Source organism: Bradyrhizobium sp. Kon69, from assembly GCF_055807515.1.
The window spans coordinates 37619-52736 of sequence record NZ_JBVVOS010000032.1; the positions used below are offsets into that span (position 1 = coordinate 37619).

Here is a 15118-nt window from a genome sequence, read left to right on the forward strand (position 1 = left end):
CTATGTCTTGCCGCCGTCATAGACCTTCATGCCGGCTGCCGGATCGAGATCGGTCTCGGTTGCCTCGGTGACACGCGCCATCATCATATAGAAGCCGAGCGCGACGATGGATTCGACGATCTCCTGGTCGCTGAAATGCTCGCGCATGGCGGAGAAGATCGCCTCGGGAACGCGGACGTTCTCGACCACCTCGCGGCCGAATTTCAGCAGCGCGCGCTCGGCCTCGCTGAAGCCGGCGGCATCGTAGTCGGCGCGCTCGACCGCATCGATCTGGGCTTGCGTGCAGCCGACCCCGAGCGCGATCGGCACGTGCTGGCGCCACTCATAGGCGCCGCCTTCGAGCTGGGCTGCCTGGAGGATCAGGAGCTCGCGATTGACCGCACTGAGCTTCTGCTTGTGCAGGATCGAATTGCCGAGCCGCATCGCCGGGATCATGTTGGCCTCGGCGTGCGCCATCATGCGGAAAATATTCAGCTTGACCGGCATGCGGTCGAACGAGGCGCGGATGTCGCCGCTGGTCGTCTCCGGATCAATCAGGGGCAGCCTTGCCACGATTCTCTCCCTTGGCTTTTCGTTTCTTGTCGTCCCGCGTCCCGCCATCCGCCGCGATCAGCGACAGGAAGAAGGCGAGATAGCGGTCGATCGCCTCGATCACCTTCGGCCGCGGCGACGGTGCCGCGCCCATCACGTAATGCTCGAGACGGATGTAGATCAGCCCGGCGGCGAACAGCCGCGCGGTCTCGCGCGGGTCCGGCGTCGAGACCAGACCGGCGAGTGCAAAACCGCGGAAATAATCCGTCATCATGCTCTGCTCGCGCGCATAGAAGTGATCGGCGAATTTGGAGCGGATGCCGGGCACGCGGTTGCGCTCCGCGGTGATGACTTTCTGGAACTGGTGCTCGCGCGGATCGGACCATTGCTCGACGAGATCCAATGAAAACTGCCGGCAGAACGCGGCGGGCTGGCGCGCGAGCTGCTTGTAGCGCGGCTCTTCCAGCCGGCTCGCCGAGCTGGCCGGACCGTGCTCGCTGACGATCGCCTCGAGGATCGCGGCCTTGCCGGCGAAGTGATTGTAGAGGCTGCTCTCGCGGATGCCGACGCGACGCGCGAGCTCGCGCATCGAGGCGCCGCCATAGCCGCTCTGCGCGAACAGATCGAGCGCCTCGGCGAGGATGCGATCGCGGGTCGTGGGCGCAGCCGCTTCCGCCGCGCTGGTGGTGGGGACAGCCATGCGGCTTGACTAACGAACGATCGTTCGCTAGTCAACCGTCGGCACGATCGCTCGTTCGGTCTTGCGCTTCAACTCCGCTCCCAGAAGAAGCGGAGAGCAATCTGGGGAGACTGGGTCATGGCGCGCTTCGTCCATTTTCGTCTGCTGCGCGCCGCAACATTGTCATTGGTCGCAACGTCCTCGGCAATGCTGCCTGCGCGCGCCGAGGATCCGGCCGCCTATCCCACCCACAAGATCAGGATGCTGCTGCCTTATGCGGCCGGTGGCGGCGGCGACGTGATCGGGCGGCTGCTCGGCGACAGGATGGGCAAGACGCTCGGACAGAGCGTCTATATCGAGAACCACACCGGGGCTGCCGGCACGCTCGGCACCCAGATGGTCGCGGCGTCGGCGAATGACGGCTACACCATCACCGTCGGCGGCATGACCACGCATGTGCTGGCGCCGGCGATCTATCCGAAACTGCCCTACGATTCGATCAAGGATTTCACCACGATCGGGCGCATCGGCACGTCCTCGATCATGCTGGTGGCGACCAAGGATTTTGCCGCCAACGACATCAAGGACCTGATCGCGCTGGCCAAGAAGGGCGAGCCGATCCAGTACGGAAGCTGGGGCGTGGGCTCGACCGGACAATTCTGCGCGGAAATCCTGATGCAGCAGACCGGAATCAAGATGGACCACGTGCCGTTCAACGGCATCGCCAAATTGGCCGGCGATTTGCTCGGCGGCCATATCTCGCTGGCGACACTCGACATGGCGACCGCGACGCCGCTGGTGAAGGACGGCTCGATCAAGGCGCTGGCCGCCTGCGGCGAGCGTTCGCCGAGCCTGCCGGATGTCGCAAGCTACAAGGAGCAGGGCGTGCCGTTCGACCGCAGCCTGTCCTGGGCGATGTATGCGCCTGCCGGCTTGGCCGAACCGATCGCGAGAAAGCTGTCGGCGGCGCTGAAGGACGCGCTCGCCGATGCCGAGGTGAAGCAGAAGCTGCTGGGGCTCGGCATCACACCGCAATTCGTGCCCGGCGACGAGCAGCGTGACATCAACGCACGCGACATCGCGGCCTGGAAGCAGGTTGCCAAGGACGCTGGCATCGAGGTCAAGTGAAGAAGATGACGACAGGAGCGCCGGCATGAGCCGCATCTTCGGCGCGGTGCGCCAGAACGGATATGTGGTGCGGGACATCCACGCCGCGATGAAGCACTGGATCGAGGTGATGGGCGTCGGTCCGTGGTACTACATGGACCGCGTCAAGACCGACTGGTTTCGCCATCGCGGCGAAAACTCTGCCGTCGAGATGAGCATCGCGCTGGCCAATTCCGGCGACCTCCAGATCGAGCTGATCCAGCAGCGCAACGACGCACCCTCGCTGTACAGGGAATTCCTCGAGTCCGGCCACGAAGGCCTCCAGCACATGTCCTACTGGAGCCACGACTACCAGGCGCTCTACGACAGGGCGCTCGGGCTCGGCTATCGGATCGGCCACGAGGGCCAGATCGGCGGCGACAAGGGGCGCTTTGCCTATTTCGACACCCAGGCCCATCCGGGCACCGTGATAGAGATCTCCGACATCAGCGGCACCAAGGGGCCGTTCTTCGAAAAGGTCCGGCAGGCGGCTTTGAGCTGGGACGGCACGCGGCCGATTCGCGAGGTCGGTGGGAGCCGATGACGCTGGAGGCCCGCACGGCGATGCAGGAACCGGCCGGGTTCACCGCGCTGCTGGCGCGGTAGACGGCAATCCATGGTAACGTGAGCCTCGTGTCCGAACCTTCAGCGAGGCAAGCATGTCCAACACTGACAAGGTTTTCGCCGGCTCGATCCCAAAGCTCTACGACGAATATCTGGTGCCGATGATCTTCGCCGTTTACGCCGACGACATCGCAAGACGTGTCGCGGCCCGGTCCCCCTCCGTGCTGCTCGAGATCGCGGCAGGCACCGGCGCCGTGACGCGCGCGGTCGCGGCGGTGCTGCCGCGCGGCGTCCGTTATGTCGCAACCGACCTCAACGAGCCCATGCTCGCCGTCGCGGCGCAGCGTCAGGCAGACGACGATCGCATCTCGTGGCGCCAGGCCGACGGATCGGCCCTGCCCTTCGACGATGCCGCCTTCGACGTGGTCTGCTGCCAGTTCGGCGCCATGTTCTTTCCGGACCGCGTCAAGGCCTACGGCGAAGTGAAGCGCGTCCTGAAGGATGGCGGCACGTTCGTGTTCAACGTCTGGGATCGCATCGAGGACAATGTGCTGACGCATGAAGCCACGATCGCGCTCGAAAAGCTGTTTCCCGACGACCCGCCCCGTTTCATGGCCCGGACGCCGCACGGCTATCACGACAAGGCGGTCATCAGAACCGACATCGAACGCGCAGGCTTCCGTGACATATCGATCGAAACGCGGGCTGAAATAAGCCGCGCGCCATCGCCCGAGCACGTCGCGATCGCGCTCTGCCAGGGCACGCCGCTGCGCAGCGAGATCGAGGCACGCGATGCCAGCAAGCTTCAGGCTGCGACCGACATCGTTGCCGAGGCGATCCGGACGCGCCATGGGTCCGGACCGATCGAAGGCAAGATCCAGGCTATCGTGATCGAGGCGCGGTAGTGACGGGCTTCGATCTGTCCGCCTCCTACCAGAAGCCCCGCTGCATCGGCTGTGCCGGCTGATAGTATTGATACTGGCCACGCCGGCGCGGATTGACGGGCTGCGGGTTCGGGTCGCGCTGGAAGAAGAAGCCGAAACCGTTGCCGCCATTGTCCCAGCCGTCGTCGCTCGCCATGGCCATCGGAGGCGCGGTCGGCTTGCGCGTGATGAAACCGCCCTGGGGCTGATTGCTCAGCACCGCGACGAACTCGGTGCGGTAGTTGGTCTCGCTGCTCAGCGGCTCGTCCGAGATAATGATCGAGGACCGCGGCAAGGCGGTCGGCGCGATGCGATCGAGCACCTCCTGCGGGATGGTGATGCGATCGAGCGCGTTCTTGGCATTGTCGCTGTCTTCGATCGTGACCACGCTCCAGCGCAGGCCCATATCGTTCTTCGCCATCGCCGTGAAGATGTGGGTGCCGAGCGGCTGGTCGGGGTTGCGGATCGTGACGGGAACCTCGATGCTGGTGTCGAACACCTCGCCGCCGCCGTCCGGTGCCGGCTTGTGCGTGTTCCTCCGCACATAGAGCTTCTGCGTCGCGCGGCTGATGTAGACCGAGACCGGTTCGAGCGCGAGCTTTGCGTCGGTCGCAGCTTTCACGGCGTCGGCCTTTCTGGTCGCCGCCGCCTTGGCCGCCTCTTTCGTCGCAGCGACCGCATCGCGCTTCGGCTGTGCGGCGGCCTTGGCGGCATCGAGCTGCGTCGCCGCGTCGGCGGCCTTGATGGCGGCCTTCTGCTTCAGCTCCTCGGCCTTGGCGCGGGCCTGATCGGTCTTGGCGGCCGCGAGTTGCTTGTCGGCGAAGGCGAGCTCGGCGTCAGCGCGGGTCTTCTGCTGTTCCAGCTTGCGCAGCGAGGCCGGCAGCGATGCCGCCTCTTTCGCGGCCAAAGTCGCAGCCTTCTTGGCCTCGTCGGCTGCCCTTGTGGCCTCCTCGGCCTCGCCGGAGAGCTTGCCGATCTGGCCCGGCGCCGCGGCAATGGCGTCCCGCTTCGGCATGAACAATGCGGGATGAACGATGTCGATCGGAGCCGCGTCGTTCGGCGAGATAATCACGCGCATCCCGATGCTGGTCTTGTCGAACAGGCCCTCCGCGAAGCCGAACGGCATCCGCACGCATCCATGCGAAGCGGCATAGCCGGGCAGCGGCCCGCCATGCAGCGCGATGCCGTTCCACGTGATGCGCTGCATGTTCGGCATCCAGGCGTCGTCATACATGGTCGAGTGGTGGTCCTTGTCCTTCTCGACGATGGCGAAGACGCCGGCCGGCGTCTCGCGTCCCGTCGTGCCGGTGGACACCGGCGCGCGAAAAATCCAGCCCTCGGCGTCGTAGAAGGTGACCTGCTGGCTCTTGATCGAGACGATCGCCATGATCGGCTCGCCGGCCTCGCGCGGCGCCACCGCCTCGGCCGGCTGACGCGCCTGCTTGGCCGCATTGGCCGGGGCCACGGCCGCGAAGGCGAGCATCGCCGCCAAGGTCACAATTCCGGGAGGCCCCCAACGCCGCATCGCCACGGTGGATTGCGCCGTTGTCATCAGGTTTCTCATGCCATCCTCGGTCGAAATTGCCAGTCCGCCGGTCATTGATCAGATTGCGATCATTGAATTAAGAAATCGCAGTCGCCTTACGTTCCGTCTGTGGCGACATTCGGCACGTTCCGGCGATAAATCTCATATACGACGGTTGACGCAGGCGGAAGGGCGGCGCGCGGCCGAAGCTGGCGGTCTATCGCTGCGACAGAATGACCGGGGGTCGGTGACACGGCTGCCAGCGCCTGACGTCGGACGGCGAGGCCACTTTGAACGGGCGCTGAACGCCCATCGCCTTCCGATCGCGCGGATTCACGCCATTCGGCGGCCGCGCCGGGGCGGCGTAAGCGAAACCGCTGGGGTCAAGGCTGCCTTTTCAAACAAGCTTGGCTCCCTTTCCAAACAAGGCCGCCTCTCCAAAGGAGACGAGCCGCTGCCGCTCCTCGTCCCACAAGGTCAGCCGCACGGTCCGCAAACTCTGGAGCAGCGTAATCCGCCCGACACCAGCGAACTGCGGATTGTCGCGCAACACGTCCTGCAAGCGATAGTAGGGAATTCGACTGGACAAATGATGGATGTGGTGGACGCCGATATTTGCCGTGAACCATCGCAAGACAGCCGGCAGTTGGTAGTGAGAGCTGCCGTGCAGCGCGGCGTCGTGAAAATTCCAGGTCTCGTCGTGGGCCCAGTGCGTGTGCTCGAACTGATGCTGGACGTAGAACAGCCAGACACCGATCGACGCCGCCAGAACAATGATCGGCAGATGCACGAGCAGGAACGGCCCATAGCCGACCAGCTGGATCATCGTGACGACGAGAACCGCGAGGGCGATGTTCGTGCCCATCGTGCTCAGCCAGGGTTTCCAGCCGCGACCCATCATCCCCACCGGCAATCGGTGCTTCAAGATGAACAAATACGAGGGGCCGACGCCAAACATCACCAGGGGATGTCGATACAAGCGATACAGCGTCCGACGCCATCGAGACCGCCCGAGAAATTCACGCGTGGTCAGCGTATCGATGTCGCCCAACCCTCTTTGATCGAGATTGCCGGAGTTCGCATGATGGCCTGCATGGTTGCGCCGCCAGTAGCCGTATGGCGTCAGTGTCATCACGCCGAGGGCACGGCCGACCCAATCGTTCGCAAGGCGGCCGCGGAAGAAAGAGCCGTGTCCGCAATCGTGCTGGATCATGAAGAGGCGGACCAGCAAACCTGCCGCGGGCACCTCCAGCAGGAGGGCAAACCAATAGCCCTGGTCAAGAGCGGCCCAGATCAGAGCCCAGAGGACGACGAACGGTATCGCCGTAATTGCCAGTTCGAGGACACCCCGCGTATTGTCGGGCTCGCGATAGCGGGCAAGCAACTGCGCCGATGCGCGGATTTCCGGCGTTCCTTGGGTCATATCTGCTCTGCTCCCGACATGCGGCCCAAGAAGCACGGTTATGGCCAAGGATGCAACAAAATCGCCCACCACCCGGACCGCTTCCGGTCGAAACCGAGCCATCGCCAAGCCAAGCGGCGCTTTCAGGGCTTCAGACGGTGAGGACGAGCCTCGTCAGACATCGCGGCTAAACGCCTAACGCCTTCCGATTGAAGGTTCGGAGGAAACGCAACGACAGCGTCCGGACATTTGCGACGTTCAGCAACCACGCTGTAGCGACATAAGCGAGGCCGCCCGCAAGGCTCACAACCATGAGCGGGACGAGGCCGATGCCATTGACCTGGGATCGTACAACGAGAATCGCAGCCGCCATCGCCGCGGCGGAGACGGCAACGCCGGCGAGGCGGTGGAGGTCGAACGGGACCGGATGGGCGCGATGCATCAGGACGACGGCAACGAGCAAGCCGATCGCTTCGGTTGCAAGGGTCGCCAGCGCCGCGCCGTAGAGGCCATGGCCGGCCACCAGCACGAACATCAACGCCACGCTGACGACCAGCGTCAGAAACGACTGCGCCGCCAGCATGAACGGCCGCTCGGCAAGCTGGAAGCTGATCTGCACGTAGAATTGATTGGCGATGCCGAACAAGCGCGCGAGCACCAGGATCGGCAGCAGTGCCGACACCCCGGCGCGGAAGTCGACGCCGACGAGCGTGCCGGCGACCTGGTCGGCTGCGAGCGCAAGCCAGACGGCGACGGGCGCGACCACGACGAGCAGAAGTTCGAGGCTCTCGGTCAGCCGCTCCCGCGTCGTCTCGTTGTTTTTCTCCGACAATGACCGGAACACCAGCGGCACAGTTGCCGCAGCGACGCTGGAGGCGATCATGACCATGAACTGTCGCGGCAGATCGGCGGCGACGCCAAAGATGCCGGCGGCGTCCTTGCCGAGCAAATATGCCACGATGAGGCGGTCGCAAGCCGAGTAGACCGCAACGGATAGACCGGCCAGCGTCAGCGGCAGGCCGTAGCGCGCGAGCTGCACGAACTGGCTGCGCTGAAAGCGCGCGATCCTGGTGCGGTCACCGACGAGGTTCAGGATGATCCCGGCGAGCGAACCCAGGCCGAATGCGGCGAGCAGGCCCAGTCCACCCCAGCCCAGCCAGATGCCGAGCAGGCCGAAACCGACACTCGACACGCTGCGCACGATCGAGATCGCCGCGAACCTGTAAGGGCGCAGTTTTGCGCGCTCGAACTCCTGGCCGACATCGACGGCATTCGCCATGATCGCGACGAACATGCTGGCAAGCAGCAGCCCGACGCTGAGATCGCTGCGGAACAGGAAGACCAGCGGCGTGGTGGCGCAGAGGACGGCAACGGTGAGCGCGAAGGCGACCATCGCCGTGCCGCGGAAATCCACCTCGGCCGACATCGCCTGATAGCGCGACACCGAGAGCTTGATCCAGGCGAAGAAGATCGCACCCAGAATGCCGGCCAGGCTGATGCCGACGACATAGACGCCGTACTCCGCCGGCGTCAGCAGCCGCGTGTAGGCCGTGACGGCGAAGAAGCCCACCGCCGCAGGCAGGATGTAGGCAACGAGATAAATCGAAAAATGGCGGTTCAGCATGCGAGCACGGGACCGGCAACATTGTTGCGAGTGTGACGGCCGTTCATCAATTGGACCATGGCGGGGCGACCGAATTGCGCCGCAGCATCTCTCAAGAGTGTCACATAAGTCTGGAGATCGGGCGGCGAATGCGGCTTTGAGGCCGCTTTCGCGGGTTAGCGTTAAATTTGCCCTTCCCTGACGGCGGCACGGCCACCCAAAGGAACCGTGGTTTCGCAGATGGCAAAGTTAACCCAACGAGGGAAAACCCCGGCGTTGCAAGGCGTCGCTTGGTACGATGGCGCGTTGGTGCGATTAAGGAATGCCGTGACCAGGCTTGACAGACGCGAATTTCTCCTCGGCAGCGCCGCAACACTCACGGCAGCCGCATCGGCGTCCGCAGCGCCGGCGTCGAAACTCGCCCAGCGCCATCAGGGATTTGGTGCCGCGGCCACGCTCTGGGATCTGCAAGCCGATCCCAGGCTCGGCGAAGCCATCAGCACCTATTGCACGCAGGTGGTTCCGGTGCTCGAGCTGAAATGGCCGATGCTGCGTCCCGACGCGCATACCTTCGCCTTCGAACGTGCCGATGCGATCCTGGATTTCGCACGGCAGAACGACCTGACGATGCGCGGCCACGCGCTCGCCTGGTATCACGACATTCCGGACTGGACCAAGCAGATCAAGGATACCAAGGGCGTCGAGCGCGCCTATGTCGACCACATCGGCACCGTCGTCTCCTACTACAAGGACAAGCTGACGTCGTGGGACGTGGTCAACGAGCCGATCCCCGACAATCCGCGCAGCCCGAAAGACCGGCGCGAGTCGTTCTGGACGCAGCATCTGGGCAATCGCTGGATTCCGTTGGCGTTCCGCACGGCAGCGGCGGCCGACCCCTTCGTCAAGCTCGCGATCAACGAATACGACATCGAGTCGGCCAAGGACACGTTCATTGCGAAGCGCGCGGCCTACCGCCAACTCATCATGGAGCTGCTCGACCAAGGCGTGCCGCTGCACGCCGTGGGACTGCAATCGCATCTGCATGCCGAGCTCGAGATCGACACCCATGGGCTCGCCGAATTCGTCACCGAGCTGCGCGCCTGGGGCCTTGAGGTGTACGTCACCGAGCTCGATGTCGACGACCAGAAGCTGACGGGGACGCCGGCGGCGCGCGATGCCATCGTCGCCAAGCGCGTCGATGATCTCCTGACCGCGATCTCAACCAGCGGACCGGTGCGCTCGATCCTGACCTGGGGCCTCTCGGACCGCTATAGCTGGATCAACGGCACCTTTGCCCGCGCCGACAAGCAGCCGAACCGTCCTCTGCCGCTCGACGGCGAGTTCAAGCCGAAGCCGTTCATGAACGTGATCAGTAAGTTCACGAAGGACGCGTGAAGGCGCCGGGTCTCAGCGCGTCTTCGGAGCCTCGAACTGAACCTGGTCCCCGATGTCCTCCGGAGACAGGCTCGGACTGCGACGGTCGCGCGAGCTGAGGCGGAACACGTCGCGGATGTCGTCGATCGAGGTCGACGAATAGGACTGGATGCAGAGCGCCACCTGGTCGGGCGAAGCGGCATGCATCATCGCTTCGATGGCCGGGCGGTCGAGGCGCGTGTCATCCCAATGCGAGACCGCGATGCTGTCCTCGGTGACCCGATGGGTGGCCAGATGCGCGGGCGCGTTCGCGACGAAATGGCCGTACATGAGATATTCCGAGAACTTCTTCTTCCGGCACAGTGCCAGAACCCAGTTCAATCCCGTCGCCGACTTGATTGCGTCGGTCATCGCGCGCGCAGTGTCCTTGTCCCAGACCAGTGCGTTGCCGACATAGTCGTCCGCGGGGAAGGACCTGTCCTTGATGCCAAGGAGCTGATCGATGGTGCGGAGCCACAGGACATGCAAGGGGTGGGCGGCGTCGATCCCGTTGCGCGTCACGAACAGCGGCGTCTTCTCGGCACCGGCATACTGGCCGACGTCGAATTCGCGGAAGAACAGATTGTCCGAATCCAGGATGCAGACGCGCTGCTCGGGCGCGTTGAGGACGCCTGCGATCTTGAGGATCTGCTGGATGTGCCAGCCATGAACAGGTGACGACAGCAGCGACAGCCAGACGCGCCGCTTGCTGATGAACTGCAGAGCCGGCGGCAGCGCCCTGAGCCATTTCGGCAAATAGCGCGAGGCCGGAACGATGACACGCTTGTCGGAAGCGAACCGCGCGAACAGCGGCAGATCCTCATCGTTAACGAGAACATAATGCCGCGTGTACCCCGTCAACCAGCTGTCGATGCTCTCGCTGAGCAGCGAAAAGCGCTCGATATCCTTGGCGTAGCTGGCGGTCAGCAGGGCAACGGAATGCATGGCGCGCGCTCGTATGGCGATCAGGCCGTACTCATAGCGGCGTCGAGACGCGTTGGATACTTACATTCGCAATCAAGGTAAAATGAAACGAAGCATTAGCTATCCGATGGCAGCCCCTGCTCGATGCCGCGAAAGCGCAGCGGCGCCAGCGTGGAGGCGCGCTGCCACCAGTCGGCGACGCGGTCGTCGAGCGCGGTCACGCCTCGACCCTGACCGGGGAATATCCGGATCTGCTGCACCGCCTCGGCCTCGAACCCCTTGCCCTTGCGGGTGATCTTGAGCGCGGCGCCTTCGCGGTCCCGCTGGGTCAGCGGCACCAGAAGCCGGCCGCGCGGACGAAGCGACCGAAGCCAGAACGGATGCGGCTGCGAGAAGCCGGCATGAACGATGATCACGTCGGCGGGTTCGCCGATGTCCTCGCATCCGTCGCCATGGACGACCGCGACGTTGCGATAGGCGCCAAGATAGGTTGCGGCGCGCGCCGCAAGCCGCTCGTCGCATTCGATTGCCTGCACCCTGCCCTTGGGGCCCACGATCTTCGACAGCACGGCCGAGAAATAGCCGAGCCCGCAGCCGATCTGGACCACACGGTCTTTTTCCCCGACGTCGAGCAAGTCGATGAAGTGCGCCCACAGGCTCGGCAGTCCGGTGTCGAGCTTGCGGCGCGCATCAATCGCGACCAGCACATTGTCCTGGAGATGAACGGGATCGGCATCCGGCGTCAGCCGATAATTGCGCGCCGCCTCGCTCTTGATGCGCCACGGCCCCTTCGCAAGAAATTTTTCGCGCGGAACGGTGGCGAGGGCTTCGAGCAGGCGCGTTGAGGAGATCCGCTCGCGCTTTGCGATCAGCTCCACGTAACGCGCGCGCGCGGCGGCAAGATCGCTCATCTCACGGGATCGGCCTGTGCACGAACAGGCGCGTCCGCGCCGAGCTCGTCGATCAGTTGCATCGCCTGTTTCAGGTCCGGCGTGGAAAAGCCCTCGCTGAACTTGCCCATGATCGGTACGAGCAGGAGACGAGCGTGCTCGCGCTTGCCGGCTTGGTGCGACAGGCGCGCGAGGCTGACTGCGGTGCGAAGCTCCCACGACAGCGCGCCCTGCTTGCGTGCGATCTCCAGCGACAGGTTGAACAGGTCCTCGGCCTCCTGCACCGAGGCCGGATCCCCGTCCGAGAGCGTGATCTCGCCTTGCAGGCGGTAGACCTCGGCGAGGTAGGAGTGGTCGCCGGTCCGTCTTGCGGTCGCGAGCGCACCGTCCAGCGCGCGCAAGGCGGCATCGCGCATCCCGACCTTGGCGTAGGCCTCCGCGAGCAGGCAGCGGAACCAGCAGCCGGCGAGCCAGGAATCCATTGCTTCGTATTCGTCGAGGCCGAACCGCATCTGACTGAGGCCTTCGTCGGCCTCGCCGAGCTGCGCCAGCGCCCAGCCGCGCAGGATCGCGGCCTGCTGCTTCCAGTGCAGGAAATTGTGCTCGGTGGCGATGATCATGGCGCGGTTGGCGTGGTCGCGCGTGCCTTCGACATCGCGCAAATGCTGGCAGAGATAGGCGCCGAACACGAGCGCGAAGGCGAGCGTGAAGGGGTGGCGTATCTTCTCGGCGTTCGCGATCGCCTGCTCGCTGTGCTGGCGCGCCGCGTCGGGCCGGCCGAGGAACCACAGCAAGTAGCCGAGATAGGACAGCGAGACGACGCCGGGATCGGTGCCGTGCCGCTCCATCAGATCGGAGTGCAGGTCGGGGCTATAGAGGTTGATGCAGCGATGCAGATGGTGCTGGGACACAGCAAAGCGTCCGCGATAGAGCATGGTCATCGCGATCGAGCGATGCGCCTCGATCAGATAGCCGGTCTGCTGCGCCGGCAGCGTCCCCTCGTTCAGCCGCTCGCGCTTGGCGAACTTCAACAGCTCGACGCTGAGGTCGTGCGCGCGGGTCAGATCGGCGCGGATGAAATGACAGACCCAGAGCCCGCGCGTGGCGGCGAAGGCCTTTTCGTCGTCGTCGAGCTGCTGGCCGAGCTCGAGTGCGCGGACGTAGTTCTCCTCGACCTCCTGCACGGCATAGCCCTTGGCGGCGATCAGCGCGTTGCCGAGCGCGATGCGCAGCTCCAGCTCCATCTCGTCGGCGCCCTGCATGCGCGCATTGGCCTGCACGACGCTGAGGCCGCGGCGCAGATGGCCGATCGCCTCCAGATTGGCGCCGCTCTTGGCCGCCTGCTTGCCGGCCTTGAGCCAGAAGCTGGCAGCGCCCTCGCTCTGGCCGGATTCGGTCAAATGATGGGCAAGCAGTTCCGGTTCGCGCTCGGTCTTCTCGGGATACATCTCGGCGAGCACCTGGGCGATCCGGGAATGCAGCTTGCGCCGCTCGCTGTGCAGCAAGCTCGCATGCGCGGCGTTCTGGATCATCACGTGCTTGAAGGAGTAGAGCGCGTCGGGCGGATGGCCGCGGCGCATGATCAGCCCGGCCTCTTCCAGGTGATTGAGCGCGGCCTCGATCTGTTCGGCCGGCGTGTTGGCGACCGCGTGCAGAGTCTCGTAGGAGAATTCGCGGCCGATGGTGGCGCCGATCTGCGCGATCCGCTTGAACGGCCCCATCCGGTCCAGCCGCGCCATCAGCGAGTCCGTCAGCGTCGCCGGGATCGCGAGCTGCCGCCAAGGGCCCGACAGCACGTAGCGCCCGTGCCGTTCGGTCAGGAGGTTGGATTCGAGCACCGTCTTGGTCAGCTCCTCCAGGAACAGCGGCACGCCGTCGGTCTTGACGATGATTTCCTCGATGACTTCCTTGGGAAGCTCGCGTCCCGCCACGCGCTCGACCAGCGTCGCGCGCAACTGCCGGCTCAACCGGCTCAGGACCAGGGTCGTGATATGCGAATGGGCGTTCCAGCTCGGCTGGAATTCGGTCCGCGCGGTGATGATGACCAGGATTGCCCGGTGCTGTGCCCGGTCGACCAGGAGATCGATCACCTCACGGGATGTCGGGTCGATCCAGTGCAGATCCTCGAATGCGATCACCAGCGGCTGCTCGCGCGCAAGGCCGAGAAAATGATTGACCAGCGCCGCGACGGTCGCATCCTTTTGCTGCTGCGGCGACAGCTCCAGCGGCGGATAGCGGTCACCGGTCGGAATGGACAACAGCGCGGCAAGCAGCGGAGCAACCTGCTCGATGTCGCCATGAGCGGCGGCGATCGCGGTCTCCAGGCTCGCCAGCGACTGCACGGACGCATCCTCGCGATCGAGACCGAGAGAGAATTTGAGCTGCTCGGCGAACGGATAGAACGCCGTGGAGGTGTAATAGGGCGAGCACTGGAACGAGACCTGTCCATGGCGGTCGCCCGCGATCCGCTCGAAGATTTCCTGGATGATGCGCGACTTGCCGATGCCGGGCTCGCCGAACTTGACCACGACCTGGCCCTCGCCCTCCTTGGCCTGCTGCCAGCGCCCCGTCAGCAGCGCAATCTCCTCCTCGCGGTTGACGAGCGGGGTCAGCCGCGTGCCCATCGCGGCGGCGAAGCGGGTCTCCACCCGCGAGGCGCGCATCACGTGCCAGGCCTGGGCCTTCTCCGAGATACCCTTGAGCGCGTGGACGCCGAGATCGCGGTAGTCGAACTTCCCCTTCAGCAGCGACTGGGTCGACGTGGAAATCACCACACCGTTGGGCGGCGCCAGGCCTTGCAGGCGCGCGGCGAGATTGACGGTTTCTCCGACCGCGGAGTCGCGCTCTTCGGTGCCCTGTCCGACGAGATCTCCAACCACGACGAGACCGGTCGCAATGCCGATGCGGACGGCGGGCGAGTGGCTGAGCGCACCACGCGGCTCTATCGCGCGGGCGGTCGACAGCACCCGGACGATTTCCAGCCCCGCTCGCACGGCGCGCTCGGCGTCGTCCTCATGCGCGGTCGGATAGCCGAAATAGACCAAAATCCCGTCCCCGACGAAGCGGGCGGCAAAACCTTCGTAATGCTTCACCACGCGGACACAGGTTTCGCGGAAGCTCGCGATCATGCCGCGCACGTCTTCCGGATCGAACTGCACCGAGAGCGAGGTGGAATCCACCATGTCGCAGAACATGGTGGTGAGCTGACGCCGCTCGGCGCCGACCTCCGTCCGGATTTGCGGGCGCGCCGTCCCGTCGGGCTTCTGCGCGGTTTCCGCCCGGAACAACGCGGTCATGGCCCGCTGGAGCCGCTTCCGATCGCCGAGCGGCAAGCCGAGCTCGACCAGATCGGATTCGGTCAGGTCTCCCATGACATCGAGATCGAGACGGTGCTGCGCGAAGAGATCGGTATAGTGGCTAAGACCGATACCCTCGAGCCAGCGCTTCAGCCCGCCTTCCGTTCCCGCTCCCGGCTCATTCTCCAGCATGGTGATTCCGCCCGACCAATCACTCCGTCG

Annotated in this window: 12 protein-coding genes; 4 read left to right on the forward strand and 8 right to left on the reverse strand. The window is 64.8% G+C overall.

From position 1 onward, the window contains the following. Nucleotides 1-552 carry a carboxymuconolactone decarboxylase family protein gene (locus AC0L3U_RS32520; RefSeq protein WP_473364459.1) on the reverse strand — a complete coding sequence of 184 codons (552 nt, stop codon included), beginning with the start codon at nt 550-552 and terminating at the stop codon, nt 1-3. Beyond that, a complete protein-coding gene (locus tag AC0L3U_RS32525; protein ID WP_473364460.1) occupies nt 530-1231 on the reverse strand; it encodes a TetR/AcrR family transcriptional regulator in 702 nt (233 codons plus the stop codon). Before AC0L3U_RS32525 ends, AC0L3U_RS32520 begins: the two co-directional genes overlap by 23 nt. Before the next feature lie 117 nt (nt 1232-1348). Between AC0L3U_RS32525 and AC0L3U_RS32530 the strand changes: the two genes are divergently transcribed. The 3 genes from AC0L3U_RS32530 (at nt 1349) to AC0L3U_RS32540 (ending at nt 3825) form a co-directional block, all read left to right on the forward strand. Further along, on the forward strand, nt 1349-2338 hold the full coding sequence (locus tag AC0L3U_RS32530) for a Bug family tripartite tricarboxylate transporter substrate binding protein (protein WP_473364461.1): 990 nt from the start codon (nt 1349-1351) through the stop codon (nt 2336-2338). Nucleotides 2339-2363: 25 nt separating this feature from the next. Continuing rightward, complete coding sequence (locus AC0L3U_RS32535; RefSeq protein ID WP_219685325.1) at nt 2364-2900, forward strand: VOC family protein; 537 nt, start codon at nt 2364-2366, stop codon at nt 2898-2900. A 115-nt stretch (nt 2901-3015) separates the two neighbouring features. Then, nucleotides 3016-3825 (forward strand): class I SAM-dependent methyltransferase, encoded by an 810-nt coding sequence (locus AC0L3U_RS32540; RefSeq protein ID WP_473364462.1) that lies wholly within the window; start codon nt 3016-3018, stop codon nt 3823-3825. 25 nt (nt 3826-3850) lie between these two features. Here the strand turns inward: AC0L3U_RS32540 and AC0L3U_RS32545 are convergent, their stop codons facing one another. From AC0L3U_RS32545 to AC0L3U_RS32555, 3 genes are all read right to left on the reverse strand, one after another. Continuing rightward, nucleotides 3851-5407, reverse strand: a complete 1557-nt coding sequence (locus tag AC0L3U_RS32545; protein WP_473364463.1) for a L,D-transpeptidase family protein — start codon at nt 5405-5407, stop codon at nt 3851-3853. Between the two features lie 358 nt (nt 5408-5765). Continuing rightward, entirely contained in the window at nt 5766-6791 is a 1026-nt protein-coding gene (locus AC0L3U_RS32550; protein ID WP_473364464.1) for a fatty acid desaturase, read from the reverse strand. Between the two features lie 166 nt (nt 6792-6957). After that, nucleotides 6958-8394, reverse strand: coding sequence for a lipopolysaccharide biosynthesis protein (locus AC0L3U_RS32555; RefSeq protein WP_473364465.1), 1437 nt, complete (start codon nt 8392-8394; stop codon nt 6958-6960). Nucleotides 8395-8700: 306 nt separating this feature from the next. On the opposite strand from AC0L3U_RS32555, the gene AC0L3U_RS32560 reads away from it, so the two are divergent. Then, the gene (locus AC0L3U_RS32560; RefSeq protein ID WP_473364466.1) at nt 8701-9768 is read left to right on the forward strand and encodes an endo-1,4-beta-xylanase; all 1068 of its coding nucleotides are present in this window, start codon (nt 8701-8703) and stop codon (nt 9766-9768) included. Between the two features lie 12 nt (nt 9769-9780). Here AC0L3U_RS32560 and AC0L3U_RS32565 read toward each other — a convergent pair whose 3' ends face one another. From AC0L3U_RS32565 to AC0L3U_RS32575, 3 genes are all read right to left on the reverse strand, one after another. Then, nucleotides 9781-10731 (reverse strand): DUF6492 family protein, encoded by a 951-nt coding sequence (locus AC0L3U_RS32565; RefSeq protein WP_473364467.1) that lies wholly within the window; start codon nt 10729-10731, stop codon nt 9781-9783. A gap of 95 nt (nt 10732-10826) precedes the next feature. Beyond that, nucleotides 10827-11621, reverse strand: coding sequence for a protein-L-isoaspartate O-methyltransferase family protein (locus tag AC0L3U_RS32570; protein WP_473364468.1), 795 nt, complete (start codon nt 11619-11621; stop codon nt 10827-10829). After that, on the reverse strand, nt 11618-15088 hold the full coding sequence (locus tag AC0L3U_RS32575; protein WP_473364469.1) for an ATP-binding protein: 3471 nt from the start codon (nt 15086-15088) through the stop codon (nt 11618-11620). Before AC0L3U_RS32575 ends, AC0L3U_RS32570 begins: the two co-directional genes overlap by 4 nt. Between the last annotated feature and the right edge of the window lie 30 nt (nt 15089-15118).